We start from the raw sequence: 15,616 nt of genomic DNA on the forward strand, positions 1-15,616 counted from the left end.
ACAATCGGGCGGGTCATGCACCCCGCCCGCAACGTTCCTGCAGCCAGGGAGGGGCTGCGGTTCCTGATACAAGTCAAAGCTGATTTGGCTGAGCTGTTATCATCTGCCGTATTTTCTATCAGTACGGATTGATCCATGTCCTCTCGCGAAATCCGCATCGCTACCCGCAAAAGTGCCTTGGCCTTGTGGCAAGCCGAACACGTCAAAGCTCGTCTGGAAGCCGCTCACCCGGGGTTGATCGTGACGCTGGTGCCCATGGTCAGTCGCGGCGACAAGCTGCTCGACTCGCCGTTGTCGAAAATCGGCGGCAAGGGGCTGTTCGTCAAGGAGCTGGAAACCGCGCTGCTGGAAAACGAAGCGGATATCGCCGTGCATTCGATGAAAGACGTGCCCATGGATTTCCCCGAAGGCCTGGGCCTGTTCTGCATCTGCGAGCGTGAAGACCCGCGCGATGCCTTTGTCTCCAATACCTACTCCAGTCTCGACGAACTGCCCGCGGGCAGCGTCGTGGGGACCTCCAGCCTGCGTCGCCAGGCGCAGCTGCTGGCTCGTCGTCCGGACCTGCAGATCCGTTTCCTGCGCGGCAACGTCAATACCCGCCTGGCCAAGCTCGACGCCGGTGAGTACGACGCCATTATCCTGGCCGCTGCGGGCTTGATCCGTCTTGGTTTCGAAGATCGCATCAGCTCTTCGATCAGCGTCGACGACAGCCTTCCGGCGGGCGGCCAGGGCGCGGTGGGCATCGAGTGCCGCACGGCCGACAGCGAGATCCACAAGCTGTTGGCGCCGCTGCATCATGCCGATACGGCGGATCGGGTCACCGCCGAACGGGCCCTCAACAAGCATCTGAATGGCGGCTGCCAAGTGCCTATCGCCTGCTATGCGGTGCTCGAAGGCGATCAGCTGTGGCTGCGCGGCCTGGTCGGCGAACCGAGCGGCGGTGTGCTGCTCAGCGCCGAGGCCCGTGCTCCACGTAGCGCGGCGGCGGCGCTTGGCGTACAGGTCGCGGAGGATCTGCTGGCCCAGGGCGCCGACGATATTCTGCGCGCAGTCTATGGCGAGGCTGGCGAAGAGTGAGCGACTGGCGTGTGCTGCTGACCCGGCCCACGGACGAGTCGGCGCTGCTGGCTGAGGTTCTGGGCGACGCGGGAGTGTTCAGCAGCAGCCTGCCGTTGCTGGAAATCCAGGCCCTGCCTTTTGACGATACCCAGCGCGCCAGGGTGCTTGAGCTGCACCGCTACTGCGCGGTGATCGCGGTCAGCAAGCCGGCCGCGCGAATGGCCGTGCAGCTGCTCGAGCAGTTCTGGCCGCAGCCGCCGAGCCAGCGCTGGTTCAGTGTGGGCGCCGCGACGGCGCAGATTCTGGCCGATCACGGCCTGGATGTTTTTTTCCCCGAGCAAGGCGATGACAGCGAAGCCTTGCTTGAACTTCCCCAGTTGCGCGAGGCTATTGCACGGCCTGCTCCACGGGTGCTGATCGTGCGCGGGGAGGGTGGCCGCGAGCTGCTGGCTGAGCGTTTGCGCGGCCAAGGTGCTAGTGTCGATTATCTGGAGCTGTACCGCCGCGACCTGCCGCGCTATGCCAACGGGGTCCTGATGCAACGCATCCAGGCGGAACGCTTGAATGGGCTGGTGGTCAGCAGTGGGCAGGGTTTCGAACACTTGCAGCAGTTGGCCGGCGAGGCCTGGCCACAGGTGGCGCGGCTGCCGTTGTTTGTACCGAGCCCCCGGGTCGCCGAAATGGCGCGTGCCGCCGGGGCCGAGAAAGTTGTGGATTGCCGTGGCGCCAGCGCCGCGGCCTTGCTAACGGCGTTACGGGAGCAACCCGTGCCCGTTCTCTAAACGCAAAGGATGGATACGTGAGCGAAACAGCCTTGCCTAAAGATGATGTCCAGCCGGTAATCGATGCACCGGCTGAACCTGCAACTCCAGCTGTGCAGCGTCGCGGCAACGGGTTGGCGATCCTCGCCCTGCTGCTGGGGGCGGCCGGTGTCGCTGCCGGCGGCTGGGGTGTCTGGCAGGTGCGCAACCTGCAGGCCAACAATCAGCAGCAGTTGGGGCAGTTGCAGGCCCTGGGTGATGAGGCGCAGAGCCTGAAGCTCAACGAGCAGCGCCTGACGGCACGCTTGGAGCAATTGCCGGCGGCCGATGAACTGGAAGAACGCCGCCGTCTGGTCGCGCAGTTGCAGGGCGACCAGCAGCGACTTAATCAGAAGCTGGAGAGCGTGCTGGGTGCCAGCCGCAAGGACTGGCGTCTGGCCGAGGCGGAACATCTGTTGCGTCTGGCCAGCCTGCGCCTTTCGGCCTTGCAGGACATCAGCAGCGCCCAGGCTCTGGTGCAGGGCGCCGACGAGATCCTGCGCGAGCAGAACGATCCCGGTTCTTTCGCCGCGCGCGAGCAGTTGGCCAAGAGCCTCGCGGCCCTGCGCAGCACCGAACAGCCGGATCGCACCGGACTGTTCCTGCAACTGGGCGCACTGCGCGATCAGGTGGTCGAGCTCACCGAGCTGGCCCCCGAGTACCGCGACCGTGGCGATTCGCTGCTGGGCCTGACCGCCGACGGCGATGGCGCCAGCCGCTGGGCGCAATGGTGGGACCAGATCTCGCGCTACATTCGTATCGACTTCAACGCGGACAAGAACGTGCGGCCGCTGCTCGCCGGGCAAAGCCTGACGCAGGTGCGCCTGGCCTTGAGCCTGGCCCTGGAACAGGCCCAGTGGGCGGCGCTGAACGGCCAGGCGCCGGTGTACACCCAGGCGCTGGCGGAGGCCCGCGATGTGTTGAAGGGCAACTTCAATCAGGACAACCCGCAAAGCAAGCTCATGCTGGAGCGCGTGTCCGAACTGAGCAAACAGCCGGTCACCGTGCAGACGCCGGACCTGACCAAGACCCTGAGCGCCGTTCAGGCCTACCTGGAGCGGCGCAACCTGAGCGCTGAAGAGTCGGTGAAACCACTGGCCAAGCCTGCTGCGAATACCCCGCAGGAGACCAGCCCATGAAGCGCCTGTATGTGATTCTGTTCCTGGTAATCGCCGCCTCGGGATTGCTGGGATTGGCGATCGCCGAGCATTCCGGGTACATCCTGATTGCCTACGACAGCTTCCGTTATGAGTCGAGCCTGTGGGCGACCCTGGCACTGATCGCGGTGATCTGGCTGGTGATCTGGGGGATCAAGGCGCTGATCGAACTGGTGATGGCCTCCAGCGGCGTGGTCAATCCCTGGTCACGGCGCAACCGCAGCCGTCGTGTGCAGATCGCCATCGAGCAGGGCCAGATGGATCTTGCCGAAGGCCGCTGGGCCAGCGCCCAGAAGCATTTGCATCGTGCCGCGGAAGCCGAGCGCCAGCCTCTTCTGTACTACCTCGGCGCGGCGCGGGCGGCGAACGAGCTGGGAAACTACGAGCAGTGCGACAGCCTGCTGGAGCGTGCCCTCGAACGGCAGCCCCAGGCCGAGCTGGCGGTGGCCTTGAGTCATGCCCAACTGCAGACCGATCGCGGTGATACCGAAGGCGCCCTGAGCACCCTGCAAGCCATGCACGAGCGTCACCCGCACAGTGTCCAGGTGCTGCGGCAGTTGCAGCGTCTGCACCAACAGCGGGGCGACTGGTCGGCGGTGATTCGCCTGCTGCCCGAACTGCGCAAGGACAAAGTCCTGCCCGCCAACGAACTGGCCGAACTGGAACGTCGGGCCTGGGGCGAGAACCTGACCCTTGCGGCGCATCGCGAAGAAGACGGTGCGGTTGGCCTGCAATCGCTCAATCGCGCCTGGCAGCAACTGACCGCGGCTCAACGCCAGGAGCCGCAACTGGTGCTGGCCTATGCCGAACAGCTGCGCCAATTGGGCGCCGAGGCCGAGGCCGAAGAAGTGCTGCGCGTCGCTCTCAAGCGCAAATACGACAGCCATCTGGCGCGGCTTTACGGCTTGCTGCGCGGCAGTGATCCGTCGCGGCAGCTGCAGTTCGCCGAGCAGTGGCTCAAGGATCATCCGAACGATCCGAGCCTGCTGCTGACCCTGGGTCGCCTGTGCCTGCAAACCAGCCTATGGGGCAAGGCGCGGGACTATCTGGAAAGCAGCCTGCGTTTGCAGCGCAACCCTGAGGCTTGCGCCGAGCTGGCCCGGTTGCTGGCGCAGCTGGGCGATACCGAGCGCAGCAACCAGCTGTTCCAGGAAGGCCTGGGGCTGTTGGACGAGCGCCTCCTGGCATCGCCGTTGCCGGTGCCCGCCAGGGTATAAACCCGCAGGGCTGGGCCGTCCCTGAGGGGGCGGCCCGTTCCGCAATTCCCCCCGATCTGGCCTCTGTGCCCGTTTGCCGCGCTCGATCTTGTCATGGCGCGCCTTGAAAGGGCCGAGCGCTTTCTCTACCGTGGCAGCCTGTTTCTTCCGTTGTGGATACACCATGTCGCTGGCCGGCTCACGCTTGCTGTTCTCCCTTGTGTTTTTTACCGGTGCCTTGGCCCTGTGGGCTTCGTTTCACCTGGAGTACGGGATTGGGCTCGAGCCTTGCCTGCTGTGGGTGGTGCAACGTTTCTTCACGCTGCTGTTGACTTCGATCAGCCTGGTTGCGGTCGTGCAGGGGCCACAATACCCGGCGAGTGCCCTGTATTGGCTGCTGGAACTGCTCTGCAGCCTGGCGGGTGTGATCACGGCAGGGCGCCATGTGCTGTTGCAGAACATTCCTTCGGATCAGTTGCTGGCGTGCTTGCCGGACATGCCGTTCATGCTGGGCAATCTGTCCTGGGGGCGTGCCTTGCAGTTGGTTTTCACCGGGACTGCGCAGTGCGCGGAGGTCACCTGGACGCTGCTGGACATGAGCGCCGCGGAGTGGAGCCTGCTGTTTTTCATCGCTGTGATGATTTTGAGTGCCTATCGCCTGGTGCGGCTTCTACCACGGGGCCGGCGCAGGGCGGCTGCGACCTGAATCGTGGTTTTGCGACGGGGCTAAAGATTAAACACTTGTATGAACTTTATCTCCTGCGTACCTTGAAGCGGCTGTCGAGCGGGCATAATCTGGCCCGCACGTGTCACCGCAATTACGTTGCTCGATGCTGTTCTGCCTGGCCGGATGCTGATGTTCAGTCCAGTGACGGATTCAGAGCGGCATGACCCATAAGGGAAGAGAGATCGCCATGCTCGAAAGTTGTCAGAATGCTCAGGAACGCTGGGGTGGAGTGCATCTGCTGATCGATCGCTGGTTGCAGGAGCGTCACGAACTGGTTCGGGCCTATGATGCTCTCGGCGCGGAGCCTGAGACGCTGGCTGAAAACCGACAGCCGCTGCAGGAGTTCTGCGCAATTCTGGTGGACTACGTCTCCGCCGGCCACTTTGAAATCTACGAGCAGCTGACCGGCGAGGCCAAGGCCTTCAACGACAAGCGCGGGCTCGAACTGGCCGAAACCATTTATCCTCGGATCGATGTCATCACTGAAAAGCTGTTGGCGTTCAACGATTTGTGCGACGAAGGAAAATGCGTGGCGGAGAAGTTCAAGGAGCTGGGTGGTCTGCTGCATGAGCGCTTCGAGCTGGAAGATTGCCTGATCGAAGTGCTGCACAACGCTCACAAGGAAGAGGCCGCCGTTCAGGCCTGACTTGCAGCGAAAGCTTTACCGAAACGGTGCGCATTGCGCACCGTTTTTCGTTTCTGCGCCCCTTAGCCGCTAGCCCCCAACAGCTCGATTTCAAACACCAGGGGTGTGTAAGGCGCGATCAGGTCGCCTGCGCCGTCGGCGCCGTAAGCCTGGGCCGAAGGAATCACCAGGCGCCACTTCGCCCCCGTCGGCATCTGCTGCAAGGCACTGCGCCATCCGGCAATCACACTGTCCAGGCGAAACCACTGCGGCTGCTGATTCTGATCGAACACCGTGCCGTCAGGCAGGCGTCCGATGTAGCGAACCTGTACCGAACCATTGGCACCCGGCCGTGCTCCACTGCCGGGTGCCAACTCGGTCAGCAGGATGCCGTTTTCCAGTTCGCGTACGCCCGGCTTGGCTTTTTCGGCCGAGAGAAAACGTTGTTCGTTTTCCAGCGCCACTTCGATTCGCGGCTTGCCCGCTTGCTCGCTGACCTGTGCCTCATGCTGGGCGAGGATCTGTTCGATGCGCTCGTCCTTGAGTGCCAGAGGCTTGCCTTGGTAGGCCTGTTTCAAGCCCTCCACCAATGCCTGGATCTGCAGGTCCGGCACCTCCTGGCGCAGGCGTTCGCCGAGGCTGGCACCCAGGCTGTAGGCGAGATCGTGAGCATCGTTTTTCTGCGAATCTTCGGCGGCCTGAGCCAGTGGCAACAACACACACAAGGATAAAAAAAGGTAACGCGACATGGGCGCTCTCCGGCCTGAGACGAGGTGGATTATGCCAGCGTGGGTGTGGCGGCTGGTGAGTAACTTTCTTGTGCGCGAAGAACATTTTCGATCCTCTGCAACGCATGGCATTCGATACTGTCAACATGCCCTAGCGGCGGTAGCAGCAGAGGTCTAGTATGAGCCGCAACTCACGTCAGCCAGGAGGTAAACCATGTCGGCCAATAAGAAGCCTGTAAGTACTCCGTTGCATTTGCTCCAACAGCTTTCGGGCAGCCTGCTCGAACACTTGGAAAACGCTTGTTCTCAAGCCTTGGCTGATGCTGAAAAACTGCTCGCCAAACTGGAAAAGCAACGCGGTAAGGCACAGGAAAAACTGCACAAATCGCGCACCAAATTGCAGGACGCCGCGGCGGCCGGCAAGGCCAAGGCACAAGCCAAAGCCAAGGACGCAGTGAAAGAACTTGAAGACCTGCTCGATGCGCTCAAGGCACGTCAATCCGAAACCCGCGCCTACATTCTGCAACTCAAGCGCGACGCTCAGGAAAGCCTGAAACTGGCCCAGGGCGTCGGTCGTGTGAAAGAAGCCGCAGCCAAGGTGCTGAGCACTCGCTCCGCCAAACCGGCAGCCGCTCCAGCACAGAAAGCCGCAGCCAAGCCAGCGGCAAAAGCCCCTGCCAAAGCTGCTGCTAAAGCACCGGTAAAAGCTGCCAGCAAACCGGCCGCCAAACCTGCTGCCAAGCCAGTGGCGAAAACCGCCGCTGCCAAACCTGCAGCTGCCAAGCCAGCGGCTAAACCGGCTGCTGCAAAAGCCCCTGCGAAAGCTGCCGCCAAACCTGCTGCGAAAACAGCGGCTGCCAAACCGGCTGCAGCGAAACCCGCTGCCAAGCCAGCAGCAAAACCTGCGGCCAAACCCGCCGCCAAGCCCGCGGCTAAAACCGCAGCGGCCAAGCCTGCAGCTGCCAAGCCAGCGGCTAAACCGGTGGCGGCAAAAACTGCTGCGAAGCCGGCCGCCAAACCGGCTGCGGCAAAAGCTCCGGTGAAGGCGGCAGCTAAACCTGCAGCGAAACCCGCCGCCAAGCCCGCGGCCAAACCTGCAGCAGCCAAGCCGGCGGCTTCCACTGCCGCCAAGCCAGCAGCGGCTAAACCCGCTGCAGCAAAACCAGCCGCCAAGCCTGCGGCAAAACCCGCAGTAAAACCTGCTGCCAAGCCGGCTGCAAAACCAGCCGCGAAGAAGCCTGTCGCCGCCAAACCTGCCGCAGCCAAACCGGCCACCGCTCCAGCGGCCGCCAGGCCAGTCACCCCGGCAACCCCGGCTGCCAAGCCGGCGGCACCGGTATCTTCGCCCGCTCCAGCGGCGGCTGCTGCGCCAGTTTCGGCTCCGACTGCCGCGCCTGCCAACACCACGCCAACCAGCGCTTCCTAAGCGCCGGTCACCGCGACGCGCAGCGCCTGCAGCGCGTCGCGGTTGAGGTTGGCGGCTTCGGCCGCCAGTCCTTCCAGCCAGTTCGTCAGATCCTGCGCTTCACCCTCCGACCATCCCCCCGCCAGCGCTTCCAGGCGCAGCAGCAGTTGCCGCTCGGCCTCCAGCTCCAATGCCTTGACCTGTTCGCGCAAGACCGCCAGTTCCGGATCCGCGCTCGCGGCCGGGCGCCATTGCGTGCGCAGCTGGCGCAGCGGCCTGACGACTTCGTCGTGCCAGGGCTGGCCCAGGCTCCGCAGCTGTTGCAGGCGCTGTGCAGTGCAGGTCACCCCGCGCGCGCCGAGCCAGGCTGCGCAGAGTAAAAGACAGACATTGGCCCCGGCCGCCTGGAGGTCCAGGCAGGCTTCTTCGACGCCTGGGCGGGCGTAGGTCTTGAGGGTGAAGCTCCACAGGTCAGAGGACATATTGCTACTCGCGCCAGTTGCGAACGAAGCTGGTAGACTCCGCCGCCATTATGATTCGACTTCAGAACCTGACTTTACAGCGTGGTCCGCAACGTCTGCTAGAAGACGCCGAGCTGACCCTGCACGCCGGCCAGAAAGCCGGCCTGATCGGTGCCAACGGCGCCGGCAAATCCAGCCTGTTCGCCTTGCTGCGTGGCGAGTTGCACCCGGATTCGGGCGACTGCTTCCTGCCCGCCGACTGGCGCATCGCCCATATGCGCCAGGAGGTCGACACCCTCGAGCGGCTGGCGGTCGACTACGTGCTCGATGGCGACCTGCGCCTGCGTCAGGTGCAGCGTGAGCTGGCCGCCGCCGAAGCGGCCCATGACGGTGCGGCCCTGGCACGCCTGCATGCCGAGCTGGACAGCGCTGACGGTTATACCGCCGACGCCCGGGCGCGCAAGTTGCTGGCTGGGCTGGGCTTCAGCAACGAGCAGATGGACCGTCAGGTCGGCGACTTCTCCGGTGGCTGGCGGATGCGCCTCAACCTGGCGCAGGCGCTGATGTGCCCGTCGGACCTGCTGTTGCTCGACGAGCCGACCAACCACCTGGATCTCGATGCGATTCTCTGGCTGGAAGACTGGCTCAAGGGCTACCCCGGCACCTTGTTGCTGATTTCCCACGACCGCGATTTCCTCGATGCCGTGGTCGACCATGTGGCTCACGTCGATCAGCGCAAGATCACCCTCTATCGCGGTGGCTACAGCGCCTTCGAGCGGGCCCGTGCCGAACGCCTGGCGCAACAGCAGCAAGCCTACGAGAAGCAGCAGGCGCAACGCGCGCACATGGAAAAGTACATTGCGCGCTTCAAGGCCCAGGCCACCAAGGCCCGCCAGGCCCAGAGCCGGATCAAGGCCCTGGAGCGGATGGAAGAGCTGTCCGCCGCCCACGTCGACTCGCCGTTCGACTTCGTTTTCCGCGAATCGGAAAAGATCTCCAGCCCGCTGCTCGATCTGTCCGATGCCCGCCTGGGTTACGGCGAGAAGACCGTGCTGGAGAAGGTCAAGCTGCAACTGACCCCGGGTGCGCGCATCGGTCTGCTCGGCCCCAACGGCGCCGGCAAGTCGACCCTAATCAAGAACCTTTCCGGCGAGCTGTCGCCGCTGGGCGGCCGCCTGACCCGTGGCGAGAATACCGTGGTCGGCTACTTCGCCCAGCACCAGCTGGACTCGCTCGACGCCAAGGCCAGCCCGTTGCTGCATTTGCAGCGCCTGGCGCCGACCGAGCGCGAGCAGACCCTGCGCGATTTCCTCGGCGGCTTCGACTTCCGCGGCGCGCGTATCGACGAGCCGGTGCTGAACTTCTCCGGTGGCGAAAAGGCGCGCCTGGCCCTGGCCCTGATCGCCTGGGACCGCCCTAACCTGTTGCTGCTCGACGAACCGACCAACCACCTGGACCTGGAGATGCGCCTGGCCCTGACCATGGCCCTGCAAGAGTTCAGCGGCGCGGTACTGGTGGTCTCCCACGACCGTCACCTGCTGAAAAGCACCACCGACAACTTCTTCCTGGTGGCCGACGGCAAGGTCGAGGAGTTCGACGGCGACCTGGACGACTACGCACGCTGGCTGGTGGACTACCGCCAGCGCAACGCGCCGGTCAGCACGACCACGGTCAACCCGGACAAGACCGACAAGAAGGCCCAGCGCCAGGCAGCCGCGGCCCTGCGCCAGCAACTGGCCCCGCACAAGCGCGAAGCCGACAAGCTGGAAACCGAGCTGGGCAAGGTCCACGAGCGGCTGGCGAAAATAGAAGCCAGCCTTGGCGACAGTGGTGTCTACGAAGCGGCTCGCAAGGATGAATTGCGTGATCTGCTGGCCGAGCAGGCCAAGCTGAAGGTGCGCGAAGGCGAGCTGGAAGAGGCCTGGATGGAAGCCCTGGAACTGCTGGAAAGCATGCAGGCGGAATTGGAAGCCTTGTCCTGATGGAAGCGTTCAAGCTGCCTGTGCCGATCACGTGGGTCGAGCCGCTGTGGGTCACCGTGCAAATCCTGCTGATCCTGCTGGCTGGCTACATCACCCAGCGTTTTGTCGCGCGCTGCCTGACCCGCCTGGGTGAACGTTATCCGTTCCCGCCGCAGCTGCTGATGCCGCTGCGCGGTGGCTTGCGCTGGCTGATCATGGGCAGTGCGCTGATCTTCGTGCTGGAGCGGCTCGGGGTGTCGGCGACGGTGCTCTGGACTGCCCTGTCCGGTTTTGTCGCGGTGGCGGCGGTGGCCTTCTTCGCCATGTGGAGCGTGCTGTCCAACCTGCTGTGCGCCATCCTGATCTTTACCGTGGGCCCGTTCCGCATCGGCGATGTGGTCGAGCTGGTGGACACCCTCGACAAACCGGGCATCAAGGGCCGGGTGGTGGCAATCAACCTGCTGTACACCTCGTTGATCGAGGCCGAGGAAGCCGGCACCGGCGGCGTCATGGTGCAAGTGCCCAACAGCCTGTTCTTCCAGCGTTCGGTGCGCCGTTGGCGTGGCAGCGATGCGCTGTCGATAGGCTCCGGCGAGAAATAGTCCCCCTGTACCGTCCCTGTGGCCGCTGCCGAGCATCGCAAGGCTGCGATCGGCTGCGAAGCAGACGCGCTCTTGAGATCGCAGGAAGGTCCTGCGGGCCTTAGCGCAGCCTTCGGCAGTCAGGGGTATCTGTCCGACAAAAATCTATGGTCATCCGCCCGCCAGCACATTAGCTTAGGCGTCTACGACGAATTCGAGCCGAGGTGTGCGATGGTTCTTGAGACATGGCTGGCGTTTTTTGCCGCCTGCTGGGTGATCAGCCTTTCCCCGGGGGCCGGCGCGATTGCGTCGATGTCCTGCGGTCTGCAATACGGTTTCTGGCGCGGTTACTGGAACGCCCTGGGCCTGCAACTGGGCCTGGCCATGCAGATTGCGATTGTCGCCGCCGGTGTGGGGGCGATTCTCGCGGCATCCTCGACCGCCTTCTACGCGATCAAATGGTTCGGCGTGGCTTACCTGGTCTACCTCGCGGTCAAACAGTGGCGCGCGCTGCCCAGCGACCTGAGCGACGACGCCGCGATCCGGCCGATCGGCAAACCCCTGGCCCTGGTGTTCCGCGGGTTCCTGGTCAACATCAGCAACCCCAAGGCGCTGGTGTTCATGCTGGCGGTCCTGCCGCAGTTCATCGATCCCCACGCGCCGCTGGTGAAGCAGTACCTGATCCTCGGCGCGACCATGATCGCCGTCGACCTGATCGTCATGGCCGGCTACACCGGCCTGGCTTCCAAGGTCCTGCGCCTGCTGCGCACGCCGACCCAGCAACGCCGGATGAACCGCACCTTCGCCGGTCTGTTCCTCGGCGCCGCCGGCTTGCTGGCGACCATTCGCAAAGCGCCGGTCTAAGAGACTCGCCCTACAAAAAGGCGCCTATCGAGGGCGCCTTTTTTATGGTTCTTCACGGAATTCCGGGAAACACAGAAACAAGAACGCCGATTTGATTGATGATGTTCGTGCGAGCAAACACATCTAAAAAACCGGCGTTCTTATGCACGATATTAATACTTTCCTTCCTTTTTGGGAGGGCTTTTCTGTCGTCACGATCAAGCCTGATGGCGATGCCCTACAGATCGATCTGACGCCCCACACCACCCGACTCCCTTCCTGTGGTGGATGCCAAAAGCCCTGTTCAACCACTCACGAGTATTGCGAGCGAGTCGTTCGTGATTTGCCCATTCTCGGCCGTGCAGTGCGCCTCAGCGTTTTGCTCAGACGTGTTGGCTGTCGTGACTGCGGCAAACGCATGGAGACTGTCAGTTGGCTGGATCGCTATGCCCGTATGACGCGCCGCTTGGCCGATGCGGTGATTCAAGCCTGCGAGCGCCTTCCCACGTTACACGTGGCTCAACTGTTTGGGTTGCATTGGGACACCGTTCGGCTGCTAGAGCGTCGCGCCTTGCAAACGGCATTGAGCGATCTGCCGAAGGCGCAACCACGGCGTCTGGTGATGGACGAGTTCGCTCTGTTCAAGGGCCATCGTTACGCCAGTGTGGTGCTGGATGCAGATACACGACGAGTGCTGTGGATCGGCGAAGGCCGCAGCCGTGCGGCGGTCAGGCCGTTCTTCGAAGAGTTGGGAACAGAGGGTTGCGCCCGAATCGAAGCGGTGGCGATGGACATGAACACCGCTTTTGACCTGGAGGTTCGCCGGCACTGCCCCAAAGCGCGCGTGGTCTATGACCTCTTCCATGTGGTGGCCAAATATGGCCGAGAGGTGATTGATCGGGTCCGCGTTGACGAGGCTAATCGGCTACGCCACGACAAGCCTGCTCGTAAGGTCATCAAGCAAGCGCGATGGCTACTGCTACGCAATCCACAGAATCTGAAAACGCCGGAACAACAGGTTCACTTGCAGGATTTGCTGGCGGCCAACCAAGCGTTGATGACGGTCTACTTGATGAAGGCTGAACTCAAAACGCTCTGGACGCCGAATACCGCTTGGAGCTGGAGATCGGCCTGGAAGCAATGGTTGCGCCATGCTCATGAAAGCGAAATACCGGCACTGATCCAGTTCGCCAAACGGCTAAAGAGTTACTGGCGGGGCATCGTCAGCCGCGTTCGCTGGCCGATGCACACCGGTCAGCTGGAAGGAATAAACAATCGCATAAAGGTCATCAAACGAATGGCGTACGGTTACCGGGATAGCGAATTCTTTTTCATGAAGATCAAGAGCGTCTTTCCCGGTAATCCGTGAAGAACCTTTTTTATGCCTGTGTCCCCGGAGAATCCGGGAGCATGAACCGGTCCCGGTGATGTCCGGATTTATTTCATCTTTGTTCAGGAAACCCCGGACCCCAGGTGATTCAAGGCTTTGGCCAGGCATCAGGCGCGACTGCGTCTGGGTGTCGCGCGTGACAACGCTTGAGTGAAACTCATTGGAAGTGAACAATGTGTTACTTCGTATTTCCATTTGAGATTCGTTCATGACTGCCCCCTCCCGTTTCCTGGCGTGGCTCGTGCTGCCGCTATTGGCCCTGTGCAGCGCCAACCTGCTGGCGGACACCGTAGAAGGCGCGCCCAAGGCGCTGCACCTGCTCGACTACATTGGTGCGGACTACCCACCGACGGTCGAGGCGGGCAAGGTCATTGATGACTCCGAGTACCGTGAGCAGGTCGAGTTTCTCGGCGTGTTGCAGGGGCTGGTCGCCGATTTGCCGGCCAAGCCGGAGAAGGCCGAGCTGGAGCAGGGCATCGCCAGCCTGAACGAGGCGGTCAAGGCCAAGGCGGACGGTGCCCTCGTCGCCCGCCAGGCGCGGCAGCTGGGCGCCAGGCTGGCGGTGGCCTATGAGGTCAGCCAGGCCCCGATCATCACCCCGGACCCGAGCCGTGGCGCGCCTTTGTATGCCCAGCACTGCTCAGTGTGTCACGGCGACACCGGTGCCGGCGACGGCCCGGCCGGTGTTGGCCTGACGCCGCCACCGGCCAACCTGCGGGATGCGGCGCGCACGGATCACCTGAGCCTCTACGCGATCTACAACACCCTCGGCCTGGGCGTCGAAGGCACCGACATGCCGTCGTTCGCCGATCAGCTGGACGACCGCCAGCGCTGGGACCTGGCGACCTATATCGCCGGCTTCACCGCCGACCCGGCCGCGGCGAAGGGCGACAAGAGCTACAACCTCGCCGACCTGGCCCGCCAGACCCCAAGCGAAGTAGAGGCCGCCGAAGGCCCGCAGGCCGCGGCCACCTTCCGTGCCCAGCGCGCCCAGCCACCACAGGTCAAGCGCGGCCCGGCGCAACTTCTCGACTACACCGCCTCGACCCTGGACAAGAGCCTGGCCGCCTACCGCGCCGGTGACCGCGAACAGGCCTACGACCTGTCGGTGGCGGCGTATCTGGAAGGCTTCGAGCTGGTGGAAAGCTCCCTCGACAACGTCGACGCCAACGTGCGCAAGGACACCGAGAAAGCCCTGATGGCCTATCGTCAGGCGCTGCAGGACGGCTTGCCGGCAGAGCAGGCCGAGCAGCGTCTGGCTGCCGCCAAGGCCAAGCTGACAGAGTCGGCGGGCCTGCTGGGCAGCGACGGCCTGAGCTGGTCGCTGAGCTACATTTCCGGCCTGCTGATCCTGTTGCGCGAGGGCCTGGAAGCGATCCTGGTGCTGGCGGCGATCCTGGCCTTCCTGCGCAATACCGGCCAGCAATCGGCGGTGCGCAGCGTCAACGTCGGCTGGGCCCTGGCCTTGCTGGCCGGCCTGGCGACCTGGGCGCTGGCGGCCTATGTGATCGACGTCAGCGGCTCCCAGCGCGAGTTGCTGGAAGGCGCCACGGCCTTGTTCGCCAGTGTCATGGTGCTGTGGCTCGGCGTGTGGATGCACGACCGTCGGCACGCGGCGGCCTGGCAGGACTACATCAAGAGCAGCCTGGTGGGCGGTGGAGGCCGGTTCGGCTTTGCGGTGCTGGCGTTCTTCTCGGTCTATCGCGAGCTGTTCGAAGTGATCCTGTTCTACGAAACCCTGTGGCTGCAGGCCGGCCCGGCGGGCCACAACGCGGTGCTGGCCGGCGGCGCCACGGCGCTGGTGCTGCTGTTCGGCCTGGCCTGGGTGATCCTGCGCGGTTCGGCCAAGCTGCCGCTGGCCCTGTTCTTCGGCATCAACGCGGCATTGCTGTGCGCCTTGTCGGTGGTGTTTGCCGGGCATGGCGTCAAGGCGCTGCAGGAGGCCGGAGTCTTCGGTACGCGGCCGGTGGCATTCTTCGACTTCGACTGGCTGGGCATTCACGCCGATGCCTACTCGCTGACGGCACAGGCGGTGGCGATCGTGGCGATCATCGTGCTCTACAGTCGCAGCCGCATTGCCGAGAAACGGCGGCCCCAGGTTTCCTGAGGCATCCGTTTCGCTCATTATCGCGGGCAAGCCGCGCGCCCACAGTTCATCGAGATCTGTAGGCGCGCGGCTTGCCCGCGATGCTTTCAGAGGAATAACGCAATGCGTGTGTGGATCGATGCCGACGCCTGCCCCAAGGCGGCGAAGGACCAGGTGGTGAGGTTTGCCCTCAAGCGTCAGTTCGAGTTGGTGCTAGTGGCGGGGCAGCCGCAGATCAAGCCGGCCTTTGCCTGCGTCAAGCTGATCGTGGTGCCCAGCGGCCCGGATGCGGCCGACGACTACCTGGTGGAACACGCAGTGCCGGGCGAACTGGTGATCTGCAGCGACGTGCCCCTGGCCGACCGCCTGGTGAAGAAAGGCGTCGCCGCCCTCGACCCGCGGGGCAAGGAATTCGATGCGCAGAACATGGGTGAGCGGCTGGCGGTGCGTAACCTGTTTACCGATCTGCGCGAGCAGGGGCAGGTCGGTGGTGGGCCAGGCGCTTATGGGGACCGCGAGAAGCAGGCCTTCGCCAATGCCCTGGACCGCATCCTGACGCGGCTGGCGCGCCAGGCCTGACGATTCCCGCGAGGCGAG

General features: G+C 63.7%; 15 protein-coding genes. 13 read left to right on the plus strand and 2 right to left on the minus strand.

Annotated elements, in window-relative coordinates:
- Positions 1 to 135: 135 nt before the first annotated feature.
- The 6 genes from hemC to NRG23_RS20555 all read left to right on the plus strand — a co-directional run bounded on the left by hemC (position 136) and on the right by NRG23_RS20555 (position 5,585).
- The gene (gene hemC / locus NRG23_RS20530) at positions 136 to 1,077 is read left to right on the plus strand and encodes a hydroxymethylbilane synthase (protein WP_009051438.1); all 942 of its coding nucleotides are present in this window, start codon (positions 136 to 138) and stop codon (positions 1,075 to 1,077) included.
- Positions 1,074 to 1,841, plus strand: coding sequence for a uroporphyrinogen-III synthase (locus tag NRG23_RS20535; protein ID WP_009051437.1), 768 nt, complete (start codon positions 1,074 to 1,076; stop codon positions 1,839 to 1,841). Before hemC ends, NRG23_RS20535 begins: the two co-directional genes overlap by 4 nt.
- Positions 1,842 to 1,858: 17 nt before the next feature.
- The gene (locus NRG23_RS20540; protein WP_257371861.1) at positions 1,859 to 2,998 is read left to right on the plus strand and encodes a uroporphyrinogen-III C-methyltransferase; all 1,140 of its coding nucleotides are present in this window, start codon (positions 1,859 to 1,861) and stop codon (positions 2,996 to 2,998) included.
- Entirely contained in the window at positions 2,995 to 4,233 is a 1,239-nt protein-coding gene (locus tag NRG23_RS20545; protein WP_257371862.1) for a heme biosynthesis protein HemY, read from the plus strand. The genes NRG23_RS20540 and NRG23_RS20545 overlap by 4 nt, the downstream gene beginning before the upstream one ends.
- Before the next feature lie 163 nt (positions 4,234 to 4,396).
- Entirely contained in the window at positions 4,397 to 4,918 is a 522-nt protein-coding gene (locus tag NRG23_RS20550; RefSeq protein WP_257371863.1) for a disulfide bond formation protein B, read from the plus strand.
- A 208-nt stretch (positions 4,919 to 5,126) separates the two neighbouring features.
- Positions 5,127 to 5,585, plus strand: a complete 459-nt coding sequence (locus NRG23_RS20555) for an Rsd/AlgQ family anti-sigma factor (RefSeq protein WP_009051433.1) — start codon at positions 5,127 to 5,129, stop codon at positions 5,583 to 5,585.
- Between the two features lie 62 nt (positions 5,586 to 5,647).
- On the opposite strand, the gene NRG23_RS20560 is transcribed toward NRG23_RS20555, so the two are convergent.
- Positions 5,648 to 6,313: an FKBP-type peptidyl-prolyl cis-trans isomerase gene (locus NRG23_RS20560; RefSeq protein WP_016703194.1), complete on the minus strand. Its 666-nt coding sequence runs from the start codon at positions 6,311 to 6,313 to the stop codon at positions 5,648 to 5,650.
- 193 nt (positions 6,314 to 6,506) lie between these two features.
- On the opposite strand from NRG23_RS20560, the gene NRG23_RS20565 reads away from it, so the two are divergent.
- A complete protein-coding gene (locus NRG23_RS20565) occupies positions 6,507 to 7,718 on the plus strand; it encodes an AlgP family protein (RefSeq protein WP_257371864.1) in 1,212 nt (403 codons plus the stop codon).
- Here the strand turns inward: NRG23_RS20565 and NRG23_RS20570 are convergent.
- Positions 7,715 to 8,179, minus strand: a complete 465-nt coding sequence (locus NRG23_RS20570) for a TIGR02444 family protein (RefSeq protein ID WP_053270167.1) — start codon at positions 8,177 to 8,179, stop codon at positions 7,715 to 7,717. The two genes, NRG23_RS20565 and NRG23_RS20570, sit on opposite strands and share 4 nt — an antisense overlap.
- 50 nt (positions 8,180 to 8,229) lie before the next feature.
- On the opposite strand from NRG23_RS20570, the gene NRG23_RS20575 reads away from it, so the two are divergent.
- From NRG23_RS20575 to NRG23_RS20600, 6 genes are all read left to right on the plus strand, one after another.
- The gene (locus NRG23_RS20575) at positions 8,230 to 10,140 is read left to right on the plus strand and encodes an ATP-binding cassette domain-containing protein (RefSeq protein ID WP_063433363.1); all 1,911 of its coding nucleotides are present in this window, start codon (positions 8,230 to 8,232) and stop codon (positions 10,138 to 10,140) included.
- Positions 10,140 to 10,721, plus strand: a complete 582-nt coding sequence (locus NRG23_RS20580) for a mechanosensitive ion channel family protein (protein ID WP_009046137.1) — start codon at positions 10,140 to 10,142, stop codon at positions 10,719 to 10,721. The genes NRG23_RS20575 and NRG23_RS20580 overlap by 1 nt, the downstream gene beginning before the upstream one ends.
- Positions 10,722 to 10,931: 210 nt before the next feature.
- On the plus strand, positions 10,932 to 11,564 hold the full coding sequence (locus tag NRG23_RS20585) for a LysE family transporter (RefSeq protein WP_007926706.1): 633 nt from the start codon (positions 10,932 to 10,934) through the stop codon (positions 11,562 to 11,564).
- A gap of 142 nt (positions 11,565 to 11,706) precedes the next feature.
- Entirely contained in the window at positions 11,707 to 12,912 is a 1,206-nt protein-coding gene (locus tag NRG23_RS20590) for an ISL3 family transposase (protein ID WP_257371463.1), read from the plus strand.
- A 229-nt stretch (positions 12,913 to 13,141) separates the two neighbouring features.
- Complete coding sequence (locus NRG23_RS20595) at positions 13,142 to 15,040, plus strand: FTR1 family protein (protein ID WP_041985053.1); 1,899 nt, start codon at positions 13,142 to 13,144, stop codon at positions 15,038 to 15,040.
- Positions 15,041 to 15,142: 102 nt separating this feature from the next.
- On the plus strand, positions 15,143 to 15,598 hold the full coding sequence (locus NRG23_RS20600) for a YaiI/YqxD family protein (protein ID WP_016703198.1): 456 nt from the start codon (positions 15,143 to 15,145) through the stop codon (positions 15,596 to 15,598).
- Positions 15,599 to 15,616 lie beyond the last annotated feature (18 nt).

Origin of the sequence: Pseudomonas sp. T8 (genome assembly GCF_024610635.1) — a bacterium.
Taxonomy (GTDB): domain Bacteria; phylum Pseudomonadota; class Gammaproteobacteria; order Pseudomonadales; family Pseudomonadaceae; genus Aquipseudomonas; species Aquipseudomonas chlororaphis_I.

Bases quoted from the DNA above. Each gene is read 5' to 3' on its own strand.
- NRG23_RS20585 (WP_007926706.1), top strand. From the start codon at position 10,932: ATGGTTCTTGAGACATGGCTGGCGTTTTTTGCCGCCTGCTGGGTGATC.
- NRG23_RS20570 (WP_053270167.1), bottom strand. From the start codon at position 8,179: ATGTCCTCTGACCTGTGGAGCTTCACCCTCAAGACCTACGCCCGCCCA.
- NRG23_RS20580 (WP_009046137.1), top strand. From the start codon at position 10,140: ATGGAAGCGTTCAAGCTGCCTGTGCCGATCACGTGGGTCGAGCCGCTG.
- NRG23_RS20545 (WP_257371862.1), top strand. From the start codon at position 2,995: ATGAAGCGCCTGTATGTGATTCTGTTCCTGGTAATCGCCGCCTCGGGA.
- NRG23_RS20550 (WP_257371863.1), top strand. From the start codon at position 4,397: ATGTCGCTGGCCGGCTCACGCTTGCTGTTCTCCCTTGTGTTTTTTACC.
- NRG23_RS20565 (WP_257371864.1), top strand. From the start codon at position 6,507: ATGTCGGCCAATAAGAAGCCTGTAAGTACTCCGTTGCATTTGCTCCAA.
- NRG23_RS20590 (WP_257371463.1), top strand. From the start codon at position 11,707: ATGCACGATATTAATACTTTCCTTCCTTTTTGGGAGGGCTTTTCTGTC.
- NRG23_RS20600 (WP_016703198.1), top strand. From the start codon at position 15,143: ATGCGTGTGTGGATCGATGCCGACGCCTGCCCCAAGGCGGCGAAGGAC.
- NRG23_RS20555 (WP_009051433.1), top strand. From the start codon at position 5,127: ATGCTCGAAAGTTGTCAGAATGCTCAGGAACGCTGGGGTGGAGTGCAT.
- NRG23_RS20575 (WP_063433363.1), top strand. From the start codon at position 8,230: ATGATTCGACTTCAGAACCTGACTTTACAGCGTGGTCCGCAACGTCTG.
- hemC (WP_009051438.1), top strand. From the start codon at position 136: ATGTCCTCTCGCGAAATCCGCATCGCTACCCGCAAAAGTGCCTTGGCC.
- NRG23_RS20560 (WP_016703194.1), bottom strand. From the start codon at position 6,313: ATGTCGCGTTACCTTTTTTTATCCTTGTGTGTGTTGTTGCCACTGGCT.
- NRG23_RS20595 (WP_041985053.1), top strand. From the start codon at position 13,142: ATGACTGCCCCCTCCCGTTTCCTGGCGTGGCTCGTGCTGCCGCTATTG.